Origin of the sequence: Streptomyces corallincola, assembly GCF_019104725.1 — a bacterium.
GTDB classification, from domain to species: domain Bacteria; phylum Actinomycetota; class Actinomycetes; order Streptomycetales; family Streptomycetaceae; genus Streptomyces; species Streptomyces corallincola.
On record NZ_JAHRXF010000017.1, the window covers coordinates 77583 to 92730 of the forward strand.

15 protein-coding genes are annotated in these 15148 nt (G+C 70.8%); 6 read left to right on the forward strand and 9 right to left on the reverse strand.

The window, feature by feature from the left end:
• The first annotated feature begins 39 nt into the window (after nt 1–39).
• Entirely contained in the window at nt 40–888 is an 849-nt protein-coding gene (locus KUM39_RS13860; protein WP_308288120.1) for a class I SAM-dependent methyltransferase, read from the forward strand.
• A 108-nt stretch (nt 889–996) separates the two neighbouring features.
• Here the strand turns inward: KUM39_RS13860 and KUM39_RS13865 are convergent, their stop codons facing one another.
• From KUM39_RS13865 to KUM39_RS13905, 9 genes are all read right to left on the reverse strand, one after another.
• Nucleotides 997–2451, reverse strand: a complete 1455-nt coding sequence (locus KUM39_RS13865; protein WP_217785896.1) for a glucoamylase family protein — start codon at nt 2449–2451, stop codon at nt 997–999.
• Between the two features lie 175 nt (nt 2452–2626).
• Nucleotides 2627–3829: a glycoside hydrolase family 1 protein gene (locus KUM39_RS13870; protein WP_217785897.1), complete on the reverse strand. Its 1203-nt coding sequence runs from the start codon at nt 3827–3829 to the stop codon at nt 2627–2629.
• Nucleotides 3830–3938: 109 nt separating this feature from the next.
• Complete coding sequence (locus KUM39_RS13875; RefSeq protein ID WP_217785898.1) at nt 3939–4826, reverse strand: carbohydrate ABC transporter permease; 888 nt, start codon at nt 4824–4826, stop codon at nt 3939–3941.
• Nucleotides 4823–5797 (reverse strand): carbohydrate ABC transporter permease, encoded by a 975-nt coding sequence (locus KUM39_RS13880; RefSeq protein WP_217785899.1) that lies wholly within the window; start codon nt 5795–5797, stop codon nt 4823–4825. Before KUM39_RS13880 ends, KUM39_RS13875 begins: the two co-directional genes overlap by 4 nt.
• Before the next feature lie 5 nt (nt 5798–5802).
• On the reverse strand, nt 5803–7050 hold the full coding sequence (locus KUM39_RS13885) for a sugar ABC transporter substrate-binding protein (RefSeq protein ID WP_217785900.1): 1248 nt from the start codon (nt 7048–7050) through the stop codon (nt 5803–5805).
• Between the two features lie 358 nt (nt 7051–7408).
• Entirely contained in the window at nt 7409–8521 is a 1113-nt protein-coding gene (locus tag KUM39_RS13890; RefSeq protein WP_217785901.1) for a LacI family DNA-binding transcriptional regulator, read from the reverse strand.
• Nucleotides 8522–8745: 224 nt separating this feature from the next.
• Nucleotides 8746–9648: a GNAT family N-acetyltransferase gene (locus tag KUM39_RS13895; protein ID WP_217785902.1), complete on the reverse strand. Its 903-nt coding sequence runs from the start codon at nt 9646–9648 to the stop codon at nt 8746–8748.
• Between the two features lie 65 nt (nt 9649–9713).
• On the reverse strand, nt 9714–10865 hold the full coding sequence (locus tag KUM39_RS13900) for an MFS transporter (RefSeq protein ID WP_308288121.1): 1152 nt from the start codon (nt 10863–10865) through the stop codon (nt 9714–9716).
• Between the two features lie 70 nt (nt 10866–10935).
• Nucleotides 10936–11100 carry a hypothetical protein gene (locus KUM39_RS13905; protein WP_217785903.1) on the reverse strand — a complete coding sequence of 55 codons (165 nt, stop codon included), beginning with the start codon at nt 11098–11100 and terminating at the stop codon, nt 10936–10938.
• A gap of 132 nt (nt 11101–11232) precedes the next feature.
• Here KUM39_RS13905 and KUM39_RS13910 point away from each other — a divergent pair, with 132 nt between their 5' ends.
• From KUM39_RS13910 to KUM39_RS13930, 5 genes are all read left to right on the forward strand, one after another.
• Nucleotides 11233–12006, forward strand: coding sequence for a thioesterase II family protein (locus KUM39_RS13910; protein WP_308288122.1), 774 nt, complete (start codon nt 11233–11235; stop codon nt 12004–12006).
• Between the two features lie 209 nt (nt 12007–12215).
• Entirely contained in the window at nt 12216–12995 is a 780-nt protein-coding gene (locus tag KUM39_RS13915; protein ID WP_217785904.1) for an alpha/beta fold hydrolase, read from the forward strand.
• Nucleotides 12996–13290: 295 nt separating this feature from the next.
• On the forward strand, nt 13291–13659 hold the full coding sequence (locus KUM39_RS13920) for a nuclear transport factor 2 family protein (protein WP_217785905.1): 369 nt from the start codon (nt 13291–13293) through the stop codon (nt 13657–13659).
• Between the two features lie 128 nt (nt 13660–13787).
• On the forward strand, nt 13788–14327 hold the full coding sequence (locus KUM39_RS13925) for a carboxymuconolactone decarboxylase family protein (RefSeq protein ID WP_217785906.1): 540 nt from the start codon (nt 13788–13790) through the stop codon (nt 14325–14327).
• A 203-nt stretch (nt 14328–14530) separates the two neighbouring features.
• Entirely contained in the window at nt 14531–15025 is a 495-nt protein-coding gene (locus KUM39_RS13930; RefSeq protein ID WP_308288123.1) for a TetR/AcrR family transcriptional regulator, read from the forward strand.
• The last annotated feature ends 123 nt before the right edge of the window (nt 15026–15148 follow it).

Genomic DNA, 15148 nt, shown 5'->3' on the forward strand with positions numbered 1-15148 from the left:
TTCAATCGAGAACGGGCCCGGCACGACAGGGAGGCAGCGGTGACGGAACGGCTCGGGGACGACCACCTGTTCGCGGGGGCGGCGCCCTACTACCGGCGCGGGCGGCTGCCGTACGCGCCCGGTCTGACGGCCGCGCTCGCGGAGGCTCTCGGACTGGACGGCCGGGGGCGGCTGCTGGACATGGGGTGCGGGCCGGGGACGCTCGCGCTGGAGCTGGCGGAACTGTTCGCGGAGGTGGTCGGGGTGGACCCGGACGCCGGGATGCTCACCGAGGCGACCCGCGAGGCGGCGGCGCGCGGGCTCACCGGCCGGGTGCGGTGGGTCCGGGCACGTGCCGAACAACTCCCGCACGACATCGGCACGTTCACGGTGGCCGCTTTCGCCCAGTCCTTCCACTGGATGGACCGTGCGGCGGTGGCGGCGGCCACGCGGGAGCTGCTGCGGCCCGGCGGGGTGCTGGTGCATGTGTCGGACCTGAAGCCGGAGACCCGGTCCGCGGCGGGGCTGCCGGGTCCGCCGGTGCCGCGGGACCGGATCGCGGAGCTGGTCGCCCGGTATCTCGGGCCGGTACGGCGGGCCGGGCGGAAGCTGTTGCCGCAGGGGACGCCGGGCGGCGAGCGGGAGATCCTGGCGGCGGCCGGGTACTCCGGGCCGCGTCGGCTGGTCGTGCCCGGTGGGGAGGTGCTGGAGCGGTCGGCGGACGACGTGATGGCCGGGGTGTTCTCGCTGTCGTACTCCGCGCCGCATCTGTTCGGCCCGCGACTCGGCTCCTTCGAAGCCGAGTCGCGGGCCCTGCTGCGGGAGGTGTCCGGACCGGGGGTGTTCCACGAACGGCAGCCGGACACCGAGGTGTTCCTCTGGGGGACGGGCGTCGGCCCGGAGGCGTAGGGGCGCCGAACCGGAGGGTACGGGGGCGCCCGTCCGGGCCCCGGCCAACTGGGCTTTCCAGTGGCTCAGTTCAGCTCGGAGCGCCGAACCGCCCCCGCCCCCTCCGCCTCAGATGCTGAACCGCTCCTTCGCCAGCAGCGGCCGCACCCGGCTGCGGAACCCGCCGGTGCGGAAGGGGACTTGGAGCAGTCCCGGGCGCAGTTGCTGGGCGAGGGCGGCGGCGATCATGCCCTGGTCCAGGGCGAGGACGAAGTCGCTGACCCGGCCGGTCTTGACGTCCACGGAGTCGCGGAAGCCGTACCGGTCGTCGTAGGCGCCGAAGTCACGGTCCAGGGCGTGCAGGTTGGCCAGCGCCTCGGCCGGGGCCTGCGGGAGGGCGAGGAAGGAGGCGTGCGGGGTGACGACGCCGCCGGGGAAGTAGCCGTCCTGCTGCATGCCGATCTCATCGACGCCGTACACGTCGTAGCCACCGGCGGGGATGCTGGCCGGGGAGAAGCCCCAGTAGCCGTATTTCTGCTGGTCGAGGCCGTCCTCGATCTGGCTGCGGACGTAGCGCCGGTGGGTGAGGCCCCAGGAGTGCGGGGACCATTCGGGTTCGGGGACGAAGAGGGGGACCATGAGGGCCTCGAACATCGAGCCGCCCCAGGTGGGGACGACTTTCCGGCCCCGGTAGGTGTAGTGGCCCTCCCAGACCTTCACGCCGTCGATGGTGGCGTAGGCGCCCTCGGGCTCCTGCTGCTGACCCATGCCGGGGAGCAGGGTGCGGAAGAGGTGCCAGTAGTGCTCGGTCGGCAGCGAGCCGTCCGCGATGCCGAGGTAACTGGCCATGCGCGGCTCGGTGTTGAGGGCGCCGTAATGGTGGCCGGTCGGCTCGCCCTTGCCGGGCTTGTCGGGCCAGAAGCCGCCCCGGAGCTGGCCGGGTCCGGCGACGGGGTCGCTGGGGTCGTAGGGGGTGTAGTAGTACGACCAGTCGGCGTCGGCGAGCAGCGCGGCGACGCGGGGGCGCAGTTCGGGGGAGGCGTACGCGGCGATCCGCAGACCGGTGACGAGCCAGGCGTTGTCCACGGTGGAGAGGAACGGGCGGACGGTGTCGCCGGTCTCGGGCCAGCTGGTGAGCACCGAACCGTCGTGGATGTCGTACCAGTTGAACCAGAAGCCGTGCGCGCGCTCCAGCTTCTCGACGGCGGAGACGGTGTGCGCCAGGCGTTCGCGCATGGTGGCGGCGGAGATGACGCCGAGCCCACCGGCGGCGGCGGTGGACCACAGGCCGCACCCGATGTTGGTGGGCGAGGTCTGCGGGGAGGGCACGGGGGTGCCGCTCCCGCTGACGTCGATCTTGTCGGCGGCCAGCCCGAAATCGCTGGTCATGGCCATGACAGACCGATAGGTGGCGGCGAACCATTCGCGCAGCACGGCGGGCGAGGACCCGCCCCGGTACGAGGACGACGGGCGGCCGGAAGGGGACGGCGCGGCCGGGGGCGTGGCGGCGTGGGCGGCGGCGGGGGTGAGGGACGTGGCCGCGAGGGCGGTCCCGGTGGCGGCGAGGAAACGACGGCGGTTCATGCGGCTCCGAACTCCCTTGAGAAGTGCACCGGTTGATGGTCGTGTGCGAGGTGTACGGGGTGTGGTCGGTCGCGCCACGGGCCGCGGCCAAAGGGGCCGCGGCCCGTGGCGGGTGTGCCGTCGGGCGCCGGCGGGGGTCAGGTGACCGCCGGCGCCCGGGTCGTGGGGCCGCGCGTCAGGCAGAGGTGCGCGGCAGTTCGCGGGTGCGGCCGAGGCCGCCGAGCCAGTGGGCGGAGGGCTTCGCGGTGCGCTCGAAGGTCACCGGGTCCACGGCGATCAGGCCGAACGTCGGCTTGAACGAGCCCCATTCGTAGTTGTCGAGCGCGCTCCAGGCCAGGTAGCCCTGGATGTTGAGGCCGTCCTCGACGCAGGCGGCGACCTCGTCGAGGGCGCCCGCGTAGTAGTCGGCGCGGCGGCTGTCGTCGGCGGTGGCGATGCCGTTCTCGGTGACGATCAGCGCCAGGTCGGGCCCGGCGACCTCGGCGGTGTGGCGCAGCGCGTGGCCGACGGCGCGCGGGTAGTACTCCCACTGGGTGAGGGTGCGCTCGGCGTCCTCGGGCGCGGGCACCGGCCCGTCGGCGCCGATCTTGGTCCGGGTGTACGACTGGACGCCGATCCAGTCGTCGCCGCGCGCGGCCTCGATGAAGACGTCCTCGCGGGGGTGCCGGTAGGCGGCGGTGACGTCCTCGGCGCCGGGCAGCGCCTGGTACACCTGGTTGGCGATGGTCCAGCCGGCCTTGATGGCGGGGTCGATGGCGCGGACGGCCTTCATCGCGGCGTGGTGGGCGGCGATGATCGCCTCGGTGGTCTCCTCGTCCGGGGTGGGCAGCCCGGCGGGCGGGAACCCCTTGTCGCCGGACTTGGCGAGGCCCGCCATCACGGCGATCATGTTGGGCTCGTTGATGGTGCAGACGTGCGTGACGCCCTCACCGATGATCGGCGCGCAGTGCTCGACGTACCGGGCGAACAGGTCGGCGGCGCCGTCGGCGGTCCAGCCGCCGAGGTCCTCGAACCACTGCGGCACGGTGAAGTGGTGCAGGGTGACCATCGGGCGCAGGCCGCGCGCGAGGGCACCGTCCACCATGCGGCGGTAGTGGGCGATCTCGGCGTGCGAGAAGGTGCCGCGCACCGGCTCGACGCGGGCCCACTCGACGCTGAACCGGTAGTCGGTGAAGCCGAGTTCGGCGAGCAGGTCCATGTCCTGCTCCCAGCGGTGGTAGCTGTCGCAGGCGTCGAGGCTGGGCTCGGCGATCCCGGCGGCCGGGTCGTGCTCCTTGCGCCACCAGTCGCTGTTGACGTTGTTCCCCTCGATCTGGTGGGCGGCGGTGGATGCGCCCCACAGGAAGCCGTCGGGGAAGCGGGTCGAGGTCTGCGTCATCGTCCGTTCTGTCTTTCTGGTGGTGTGGGGGTTCTCGGGCCGTCGGGTGGGCCGTCGGTGACTGCCGTGCGCGGCGCGGCGGTCCGCCCGAACTCGCTTACCTGGTGGGCTACTTGAGCCCGGCGGTGGCGATGCCCTGGGTGAAGTGCCGTTGCAGGACGGCGAAGACGAGCAGTACGGGCAGCACGACCAACAGGGAACCGGCCATCAGCACGCCGTTGCCGCCCGCCACCGTGCGGTTGGGGTCGTTGGCGAAGGTGGCCAGTGCGACCGGCAGGGTGTACTTGCCGGGGTCGTTGGTCGCGATCAGCGGCCAGATGAAGTTGTTCCAGGAGGCCAGGAAGGTGAAGATCGTCAGCGTGGCCAGGGCGGGCTTGACCAGCGGCAGCACGATGCGGAAGAAGATGTACCACTCCCCCGCGCCGTCGATCCGGGCCGCCTCCAGCAGCTCGTCCGGGATGGCCTGCATGAACTGCCGCATCAGGAACACCCCGAAGGCGCTCGCCGCGAACGGCAGGACCAGACCGGCGTAGGTGTCGATCAGGCCGAGCTGGTTCATCAGGACGTACAGCGGCAGGATCATCAGGTTGGCGGGCACCATCAGCGCGGCCAGCACGATCCCGAACACCTTGGAACGGCCGGTGAAGCGGAGCTTGGCGAGGGCGTAGCCGAGCATGGAGCAGAACAGCAGGTTGCACACCGTGGTGAGGACGGCGACGGCCAGCGAGTTCACGAAGTAGCGCGGCATGTCCAACTGCCGCAGCAGCCCGGTGAAGTTGCCGAGCGTCCAGTGCGTCGGAATCCACACCGGCGGGCTCGCGGTGAGGTCCTGCCGGGTCTTGAAGGCGGACAGCGCCATCCAGAGGAAGGGCGCCGCCATGATCAGCAGGCTGAGCGCGGCGACCACGTAGAGCAGGATCTTGCGCGTACGGTTCCCGGGTCCTCCGCCGCTCGGGCGGTGCGGCCGGGTCCCGGCGGCCGGGAGGGTCGCGGTCATCGGGTGTTGTCCTTCATCAGTCGGAGCTGGAGGACCGTGACGGCCATGATGATGACGAACAGCACGTAGGCCATCGCGCTCGCGTAACCCATGTGGAAGAAGTTGAAGCCCTGCTGGTACATGTCCAGCGAGACCGTCAGGGTGGCGTTGTTGGGGCCGCCCTGGGTCATCACGAAGGGTTCCTCGAAGACGTTGAGGTAGCCGATGGTGGTGATGACCGTGGCGTAGAGCAGGGTCGGACGCAGCAACGGCACGGTGATGCGGCGCAGTTCCTGCCAGCCGCTCGCGCCGTCCAGCCGGGCCGCCTCGCGGACCTCGTTCGGGATCGCCTGGAGTCCGGCGATGAACAGCACCATGACGGTGCCCAGGTTGCGCCACACGCCCATCGCGATCAGCGAGGGCATCGCCCAGGTGGAGGAGCCGAGGAAGTCCGGTGCGTGGAAGCCGAGTTCGGAGGCGAGCCCCGCGATCAGCCCGTCCGAGGGGTCAAGCACGAACCGCCACACCACGGCGACCGCGACGATCGTGGTGACGACCGGGGCGTAGAAGCCGATCCGGAAGAACGTACGGGCCCGGTCGATGCCGTTGTTCAGCAACAGCGCGGCCAGCAGCCCGAGCACGATGGTCAGCGGTACGCCGACGACCACGAAGTACCCGGTGTTGAAGAGGGACTTGAGGAACGTGTCGTCCTGGAACAACTGGGTGTAGTTGTCCAGCCCGACGAACCGGGCGTCCAGCGGGCGGGTCACGTTGCGCGCCCCGAAGTCGGTGAAGCTCATGACGAGCGTGGCGACGATCGGGAACAGCATGAAGACGCCGAACAGCACGAGGAACGGCGTGGAGAACAGCCATCCGTGCAGATTGTGGCGGCCGACCGGGCCCCGGCCGGGCCGGGAGGCGCTGCGCTTCCCGGCCACGGGGGTCTTCGTCGGGGCCGCCTCGGACGCGGCCGGTCCTGTCGTGAGGGACATGGGGGCTACTTCGTCAGTCCTGCGATCTGGTTCTGGGCCTGGGTGAGCGCGGTCTTGGCGTCCGCGCTGCCCTGGGTGACGGCGCCGATCGCGGCGTCCACCTTGGAGGTGATCTCGGTGAGCTTCGCGGCGGACGGCTCGGTGCGGGCCGTCTCCATCTGCTTGCGCCAGATCTTCATCTCGGCGTCCGTGGCAAGCGTCCCGCTGTCCCAGGCGGCGCGGTTGGCCGGGAGGTCGGCGGTGCGCTTGAACCAGTCGGCCTGGCCCTTGGCGCCGGTCAGGTACTGGATGAACTTCGACGCCGCCGCCTTGTGCGTGCTGTCGGCGGAGACGGCGAGGCTGGAACCACCGGCCATCGACACCGACCCCTTGTCCCCGGCGGGCAGCGGCGCGACGGCCCACTTGCCCTTCAGGCCGGGGTAGTTGTCGGCGATGAGCCCGGTCATCCAGGGGCCGCCGAGGAACATCGGCACGTTGCCGGTGTTGAAGTCCTTCGTGACGTCGTAACCCGGCTGCTCCGACTTGGCGATGAGCCCCTTCTTGAAGAAGCTGCCGTAGTAGTCGAGGGCCTTGACCGCCTGCGGCGAGTCGATGACCGGCTTGCCCTGGGCGTTGAGGATGCCGCCGCCGTCGGAGTACAGGAACGGGTAGAAGCTCTGCACGGTGTCGAGACCGGAGGGCTTGAGGTCCATGCCCCACTTGGTGTGCGCCTTGGACTGGTACGCCTCTGCGTCCTGCTGGAGCTCGGCCATCGTGGTGGGGGCGGCCTTGATGCCGGCCTTCTTGGCGAGGTCGGTCCGGTAGTAGAGGACGCGGGTGTCCACGTACCACGGCACGCTGTAGGTCTTGCCGTCGTAGCTGCCCTGCTGCCAGGCGGCGGGGAAGAAGTCGCCCTGGTGGAAGGTCTTGGTGTCCACCGGCTCCAGCACGCCCATGTCGGCGAACTCACCGAGGTAGCTGCTGCCCATCTGCACCACGTCGGGCAGCTTGCCCGCGGCGGCGGCGGCCACCAGCTTCTGGTGCGCCACGTCCCAGCCGACCGGGGTGACCTTGACGTCGATGTTGGAGTGCGTCTTCTCGTACTCCTTGGCGACGTCCCCCAGCTTCTCGCCCTCGGTCCCCATCGCCCAGACGGTCAGCGTCTGCTTGGCGTTCGCGGCGACCCCCGCGCCACCCGAACCACCGCAGGCGGTGAGGGTCAGCGCTGACGCCAGGGTGAGGGTGATCGAACCGATAGCGGCAACGCGGTTCATGGACGGCTCCTCCTTGAGCTTCCTGCTTGGGTCTTGCGGGTGGTGCGGTGGTGCGTGACGTGCTGTCCCGCGCGGCTCGCTCCCGCGTGGAGCACGGGGCTCGCGGCACGAATGTATGCGCTGTCTGTAAGCGCATACATCACTCTGTTCCAGAGAGTTGGGAGCTGACAAGGGGGGTCTTGGTCACACTCGGGTAACGGGCGGGGGATGGGACCGAGGACATCACCGCAGCAACGTAAGCGGGATTGATGCAGGATGAAACCTTTGCTAAGTGAAAGGTTTCCCACTTTCAGTGCTGGGACAGGGCGGCGATCCGGCCGGGCCGTTCGCTGAAGCAACCGGGACGGCGGGCGTCCGCTCAGGAGGCGGGCGTACCGCCGTCGGGGCAGCCGCAGCTGCCGCGCCGGGCGACGGTGACGGGGAGCATGCGGGAGACGGGCTCGGTGCCGGGCGTACCGTTCGCCGCGCCCCCGGAGCCGCCGGTCTGGGCGGCGGCGAGCCGACGGACGAGGAGTTCGACGGCCTCCTCCCCCATCCGCACGGTGGGCTGGCGCACGGTGGTGAGCGAGGGGCGTACGAGGCGGCTGAGCGGAATGCCGTCGAACCCGGTGACCAGCACGTCGCCCGGTACGGACAGCCCCCGGCGTTCGAGTTCGCGGAGCGCGCCGACGGCCATCTGGTCGTTGGCGAAGACGAACGCGTCGGGCCGCTCGCCGGGGCCGTCGCAGAGCAGGGCGGCGGCGCGGGCACCCTCGGCGCGGGTCATCATGCCGACGCGTACGGCGGGTTCGGCACCGACCTCCACCCCGGCGTCCCGGCAGGCGCGCCGGAACCCGGCGAAGCGGGCCCGCACGTCCGGGGACTCCTCGGCGGTGCCGATGTAGGCGGGGCGGCGGACACCGTGGTCTTCGAGGAGGTGGCGGGTGAGTTCGCGCTGGCCGTCCTCGTTGGCGACCTCGATGTGGTCGAGGTGGTCGAGGTGGTCGGTGCCCTCGCGGGGCCCGGCGAGCATGACGACGGGGCGGCGGCGGGAGATGACCTCCAGTTCCCCGGTAGGAACCGTACGGGCCATCACGGCGAAGCCGTCCACCCGCCCGGCCACCTTGGCGACGAGGCTCTCGGGGCCGCCCTGGAGGGACGCGGCGATGAGGAGGGCGTATCCGTGGCGGCGGGCGGCGCGTTCCATGCCCCGGATGATCTGGTCGGAGTAGAGCATCGCGGCGTCGTCGTCATCGGTGTCCGCGTCCGGGTCGGCGTAGTCCGGGAAGCAGAGCCCCAGCACCCCGGTGGACCGGCTCGCCAGCCCGCGCGCGTTCCCGCTCGGCACGTACCCCAGCTCCCGCGCCACCGCCAGCACCCGCTCCCTCGTCGCCTCCCGCACCGTGTCGGGGGTGCGGTACACCCGCGAAACGGTGGCGATGGAGACACCGGAGCGCTCCGCCACGTCGTACACGGTGGGGGAGGCAGTCACGTCTTCAGGTCCGTTCGCCGGTCGGGGGCGGGGGGGTACGTGCGTAATGAAAGCGCATTCACTGTAGGGGGCCGGGGGTGGGGGGAGCAAGCGGGTGGGGTGGGTTTGGGCTGGTGGGGGTGGTTGGGGCGTTGGGGGGAGGCTCGGGGGACGGACGCGGGCCCCGGACCGTACGCGGCGGAACCGGGGCTTTACCGGCCGGGATGCCTGGCCGCGTGCGCGCTCTACGGAGTGCGTTCTACGGAGGTGTGTTGTGGTGCGTAGGAGAATCTGTGCCCGGCGAAGTCGGCGACGTGGACGAAGCCGATGCGTTGGTAGAGGGCATTGCTGGTGGGGTTGTCGGGGTCTGTGAACAGGACGACGGCCGTCGCGCCTGCGGCGAGTGCGGCTCTGCTGACGTGGGCCGTCACGGCTGCCGCGTAGCCGTGGCCGCGGAGGGGGGCGGGGGTGTAGACGGGGTCCACCCGGACCATGCCGCCGATGACCGCGGTCGTGGCCGCCATCGAGGCGGAGGTTCCCTCCGGCGTTTGCCAGAGGGTGAAGCGCCTGTCACCGAAGCGCGAGTCACCCCAGGAACCGGCGTCGATCAGGTCGATGGACGATTGCTCCCCGACCTCGACGCAGAACTCGCGGCACCAGCGCACGACTTGCTCATGGTCGCCGCCGCCCGCGACGCGTCCCTGACCGGCCGGGCGCGGGTCGGGAGGGGTCAGCGTGCCGAGACGGTAGAGATGCGTCCGCCAGAACGGCTCCGACGCCGCGCCCGTGACCCGCTGCCATGACTCGGCCAAGGCCCCGGCGGTGTCGCGGTTCGCGATGACCGTGGCCGGGGACCGGCCGATGTCGGCCAGGCGAGCGGCGAGGGTGTCCGTCTGCTCGGCCGCGAGGGCGGTGAGGCCCAGGCGTCCCCGCAAGGTGAGATAGCAGATCGCACGCACCTCACCTCCTGATCCCAACCACCCGAACAGATCCGCGCCGGACTCCCCTTCAGCCCTTCTGTCGGCCCGCAGCTTCTCGATGTCCGTCAACGCCGTGTTGTGCACGGCAGGGCGCGAACACAGGAACTCCCCTGTTCGGGAAAGGAATTCATCGATGTCTCGGGTGATATGCCAGTCTTCGGGAAGCATGCTTCATGATCCCGCGCCCCGGACCCCGCCCGGCGGACTTTGAGCCAGCAGACTTTGGGCCAGCATCAACGTGGCCGCCAGCGCGGCGAGCGCGAATCCGCCCCGCGCCCCGAACACGTCGATCGCCTCTCCCGAAGCCGCCGCCGCGACAGCCGAGCCCGCCGCACTGCCGAGCCCAGCCAGGCGAACGCCTGTGTCAGGACGGTCGGGTGAACGGTGGATTCGGCGAGGACGGAGAAGAGCACGAGCAGGGGCGGGACGGTCGCACCGGTCAGCACGAGGACCGCTCCGAGCCCGACCGGTGAGCCGACAAAGGGCAGGAGCAGCGCGCTGACGGTCAACACCCCGCTGAACAAAACCATTTGCCGCACCGTGCTCATCCGCCATCGGCGCAGCCCGTACAGCCAACCCATCAGCAATCCAGTGAAGTTGGAGACGCCGAAGAGGGGTGCGGCGGCGCCGGGAGCGTCATGGGCCACCGTGAACGCCGTCACCGAGACCTGCATGGCGCCGAAGTAGACCCCGATGGCGAGGTTGAGGCCCATCAGGAGGATGAGTCCGCCGTTCATCAACGGCCTTCCACGAAACCCCTGTTCGGATTCCCCGTCCCTCAAGGGCGGCGGTGCGCTCCCCCGCTGACCCGCGAGGACCAGCCCACCCCCGACCGACAGGGAAGCGGCCAGCACCGTCCCGAGTACGGCCCGCCCGTCCGCCGCTAGCGCGCTGACCACGGCCGGACCCACGAGGTAGCCCACGGCGTTGGTGAGGGACTCCAGGGCGAAGGCGGTGGGGAGTTCCGCCGCACGCTTTCCGCGCAGCAGTGCGGCCCAGCGCGCCGCGGACATCGCACCGAGCTGGGGGACGCTGACTCCGACCAGTGCACCGGCGAGGACGAGGAGGCCGTCGAAGGCGTCCGCCGTGACCAAGCACACGAGTGCGGCGACCGCGAGGGCGTGGGCGAGGAGCGCGGGCGGCAGAACGCGGGTCTGCCCGAACCGATCGACCAGTCGGGCCACTTGAGGTGCCCCCACGGCCTCGGCCACGGCGAACGCCCCGCCGACAAGCCCCGCCGACGCGAAGGTGCCGGTACGGCTGTGCACGAGCCAGACGATGCCGAGGCTGGTCATCGCCACGCCGACGCGTCCGAGCGAGGCGGGCAGGAAGAAGGCTACGGCGCCCGAAGTCCGCAGCAGGGAACGGTAGTTCGCCGACGACACGGCGAGTCCTGTTCGCTGCCCGACGGGGCGGCCCACCTGAGTCGTCGGTGTCCGACGTACGGACCCGTGGTCACCACCTGGAACCGTCCAGTTCTGGCACGGAGAGGGAACACACGCCCCGCACCGACTCCATCACCGGGCAGAAATCTCGTTGATCGTTGATCTCGTTGATCTCGTTGATCTTGTTGACCTGGTTGGTCTGGCTGATCCAGTCGATCTCGTGTTTTCGATCCACTGTGAGCGGCCATTCTCACCGCGCGCACGGCCCAATGTCCATCAGCTGCGCCGATTCCCCCACGCCGCACGCTCCACAAGGAACGATGAGGAGAAGCGCGCGCCCCGACGACAGAGACGACCGAGGAGACCCGTGGGACCCATCGCCCAGCCCGCAGCCGAGAACCCCTGGTTCCGGCGGTACGCCCCCGCCCCGGACGCCGACCACCGCGTGGTCTGCTTCCCGCACGCGGGCGGCTCCGCGAGCTACTACCTCCCGGTGGCCCGCGCACTCGCACCGCACGCGGACGTGCTCGCGGTGCAGTACCCCGGACGCCAAGACCGTTACGCCGAGACCCCGTTGACCAGGATCGGCGCGCTCGCCGACGAGGTGTACGAGAACCTGCTCCCCTGGACCGACAGGCCGCTGACCCTGTTCGGGCACAGCATGGGCGCGCTGGTGGCGTTCGAGGTGGCCCGGCGGTTCGGGGACGATCCGGACGGGCCCGTACGCCTGTACGTCTCGGGGCGCAGGGCGCCGTCCACTTACCGCGAGGAGAGCCACCACAAGCTGGACGACGCCGGTCTGGTCGAGGAGATCCGCTCACTGGGCGGTACGGACACGAGCGCGCTGGAGAACCCCGAGCTGATGGCCCTGGCGCTCCCGGCGCTCCGGGCGGACTACGAGGCGGTGGACACGTACTCCTGCCCACCGGACGCGACGGTCCCGTGCCCGGTCACCGCACTCGTCGGCCACATGGATGCGCGCGCCACACTTCCGGAGGTCCAGGTGTGGCGGCAGCACACCACAGCGGCGTTCGATCTCAAGACCTACCCCGGCGGCCACTTCTACCTGACCGACCACTTCCCGGAGATCACCGCCCTCTTGGCCGCGCATGTCACCAGCCAGGAGGCGAGCCAGCTCTGACCTCGGTCGGGGACGGGGGTCGCGGCATCGGAGGGGTTTCAAGTTCTGTATTCCACAGACGAGTTGATGTCCAAGGTTCCGGGGATACCAGGGCAGTCATATGACCGATCCATCGCCTGATGCCTTGATCCAGGGTGACCGTGCGGCATCCGCCGGTACCCGTGGCCGCGGGCCCGCGCGGCACATCCACGATCGAAAGAGGACTCGCCATGATCAGCCGACGCCGTTTCACGATGATGGGCGCGACCGTCGCCGCCGCTTCGGCGGTGGTCGCGGCGCCCTCGGCGCACGCGAGCGGGCGGCCCGGCCGTTCGCAGGGGGTGCGCAACATCGTCCTGGTGCACGGGGCCTACGCCGACGGCTCTTCGTGGGGCAAGGTGATCCCGCTGCTCCAACGGGCCGGGATGCGGGTGACCGCCGTACAGAACCCGCTGACCTCGCTCGCGGACGACGCCGCCGCGACCCGGTTCGCACTGGCGCGGCAGGACGGCCCGACCCTGCTCGTCGCGCACTCGTACGCCGGCACGGTGATCTCGGAGGTCGGCCTGGACGACAAGGTCGCCGGGCTCGTCTACGTCGCCGCCCGCGCCCCGGAGGCCGGGGAGGACTTCGCGGCGCTGGCGGCCAAGTTCCCGACTCCGCCGGTCAGTTCGGGCATCGTCTCCTCGGGCGGCTTCCGCTGGCTGGACCAGGACGCGTTCCTGCGGGACTTCGCCAACGGGGTACCGCGCGAGGAGGCGCTGACGCTGTACGCGGCCCAGGGCCTGCTGTCCACCGCCCCGCCCACCACCAGCGTCGCCGCCTGGCACGAGAAGCCGTCCTGGTACGCGGTCTCCCGCCAGGACCGCACCATCAATCCCGACCTGGAACGCTTCATGGCCCACCGGATGCGAGCCCGCACCATCGAGGTCAACGCGGGCCACCTCTCCCTCATCACCCACCCCCAGGAGATCAGCCGCCTCATCCTGGGAGCGGCGGCGTCGGTCTGACCTCTGCATTCCGGAGGCGGGCGGGGCCGACCCCGAGGGCAGCGGCCTGACAGCCACCACCAAGGCCCAACGCCAAGGCCCACCGCCGAGGCCCACTACCGAGGCCCGCCGCCGCGCACCCGGCGTCGCCCGCCCGGCGTCGCGCGCCCGGCCTCGGATGAGGGCGGCGGACGGCGACCTGTGCGCGGAGACCCCAGCCCGGATGGACCATTAAGCGGACTCCGGGGTCCGGTAACCTTGATACCGGACCCCTGAGTCCGCTTTTTGTCGTCCGCTCCCACCAGGAGGTTTTCCCATGTCCCACGCCAGGATCAGCGAGGCGCTGCGCGCACTCGTCTTCGCACCCGAGCCCGGCGTCGAGCTGAGTGAGGCCGTAGACCGCTTCTACTCCCCCGACTACACGCACCGCGCCGACGGCCGGACCATCGACCGGGAGAGCTTCACGCGGATGGCCGCCGGCTTCCGGGATCTGATCGAGGAAGGCACGGTCACCGTCCTGGACGAGGTCAGCGACGGCTCCGTCTACGCCGAGCGGCACGTGTTCCACATCCGCCTCAAGGACGGCACCACCCAGCACCGGGAGGTCGCCCTGTTCGGCACGCTCGCGGAGGACGGCAGGTTCCGGCATCTGAGCGAGACCGGCTTCGACATCACTCCTGCCTGACGCCCGAGACACGCGGCGTCCGCACCGCCGGAACCACCGCGAGCCCCGGCACACCGGCACCCCCGAAACCCCAGCATTGCCAGTCCCGCACCACCAAACGCGCCCCTCACGACCACCGGAGTACCCGTATGACCCGCCTCCCCGACCCCTCCCCCAGCGCACTCCCCGAACCGGTCCGGGACTTCCTGACCGCGCTGCCACCCGACCCTATGGTCAGGATGCTGTCCCATTCGGCGGGCACCGTGCGCCCCTTCGTCGAACTGGCCCGCGCCCAGTTCACCGCCCTCGACTTGCCCGCCCGCTCCCGTGAGCTGGTGATCCTGGCGGTGGCGGCACGCACGGGCAGCACCTTCGTCGGCGCGCAGCACGAACCGATGGCCGACGCGGCCGGGGTGGAGGAGCACGTGCGGCGACTCGTCCGCGAAGGGGTCTTCGACGGCCCGGGACTGGCCGGGGCCGACCGTGCGCTGCTCCGCTTCACCGACGAGGTTCTGTCCGGCCCGAGCGTGCCGGACGACGTCTTCGAGGCGGCCCGGCGGCACCTGAGCGACCGCGAGCTGGTCGAGGTACTCCAAGTCATCGGGTACTACTGGACCTTCGGGCGGATCTCCACGGTGCTGGACGTCCCCGTGACGCGGGTCTACGGCGACGAACCGATCCTGGAGTAAACCGGTGCCCGTACGGGCAAACCCTGAGACCGCCGGGTACGCTCACGCCTGCCCCAGAACGCGCGGCGCGGCCGGACCACCGGTCCGTGACCGTTCTCCCGAGACAGGTCCCCACCTTGGCTCCCGCCACCCCGTCCGCAGGCCCCGGAGAGACCCGGCCCGGCACACCGAGGCGGAAGGACGCGCGCCGCAACCATGAACGCGTGGTCGCGGCAGCGGTCGCGGTCTTCCGCGAGCAGGGGACTCTCGGGTCCGTACCGCAGATCGCGGCGCGCGCCGAGGTCGGCAAGGCCACCGTCTACCGCAGCTTCCCCACGAAGGAGGACCTGCTGGAGGCGGTGACCCGGCTGAGCCTGGCCGAACTGGAGCGAGGCACCGCCGAAGCGCTGCGCGACAGCGACCCCTACGGGGCTTTCCGGGGTTACGTCCTCAGGCTGTTCGACGCGCTGGCCCACGACAGGCTTCTCGCGGAACGCCTCGCGGACTCGGGCTCACCGGCGGCGGCCTCGGTACTGCGCACCCTGCTCGACGCGATGAACGCCGCGAAGGCCACCGGCGAGCTGCGTCCCGACGCCTCCCGGCAGGATCTCCTGGTCGTCCTGTGCGGGACGGCACTGCAACTGGTCCGGTCGGCGGAACGCGATCCCGCCACCTGGCACCGCTACGGCGAGATGGTGATCAACGCTCTGCGTCCCTGAGCCGTTCTCCAGGGCAGGCAACCCGCGCGGGTCCCCTCACCTGCCGTGCGCCTCGCCGCACTTCCGCCATGCCGCTCGTCCGCCAGCCGCTCGTCCGCGCCTGCCCGGTCGGTTCTCCCACGA

Coding starts and splice junctions, on each gene's coding strand:
- KUM39_RS13865 (WP_217785896.1), bottom strand. CDS start 2,451: ATGAACCGCCGTCGTTTCCTCGCCGCCACCGGGACCGCCCTCGCGGCC.
- KUM39_RS13870 (WP_217785897.1), bottom strand. CDS start 3,829: ATGACGCAGACCTCGACCCGCTTCCCCGACGGCTTCCTGTGGGGCGCA.
- KUM39_RS13875 (WP_217785898.1), bottom strand. CDS start 4,826: ATGACCGCGACCCTCCCGGCCGCCGGGACCCGGCCGCACCGCCCGAGC.
- KUM39_RS13880 (WP_217785899.1), bottom strand. CDS start 5,797: ATGTCCCTCACGACAGGACCGGCCGCGTCCGAGGCGGCCCCGACGAAG.
- KUM39_RS13885 (WP_217785900.1), bottom strand. CDS start 7,050: ATGAACCGCGTTGCCGCTATCGGTTCGATCACCCTCACCCTGGCGTCA.
- KUM39_RS13895 (WP_217785902.1), bottom strand. CDS start 9,648: ATGCTTCCCGAAGACTGGCATATCACCCGAGACATCGATGAATTCCTT.
- KUM39_RS13915 (WP_217785904.1), top strand. CDS start 12,216: ATGATCAGCCGACGCCGTTTCACGATGATGGGCGCGACCGTCGCCGCC.
- KUM39_RS13920 (WP_217785905.1), top strand. CDS start 13,291: ATGTCCCACGCCAGGATCAGCGAGGCGCTGCGCGCACTCGTCTTCGCA.
- KUM39_RS13925 (WP_217785906.1), top strand. CDS start 13,788: ATGACCCGCCTCCCCGACCCCTCCCCCAGCGCACTCCCCGAACCGGTC.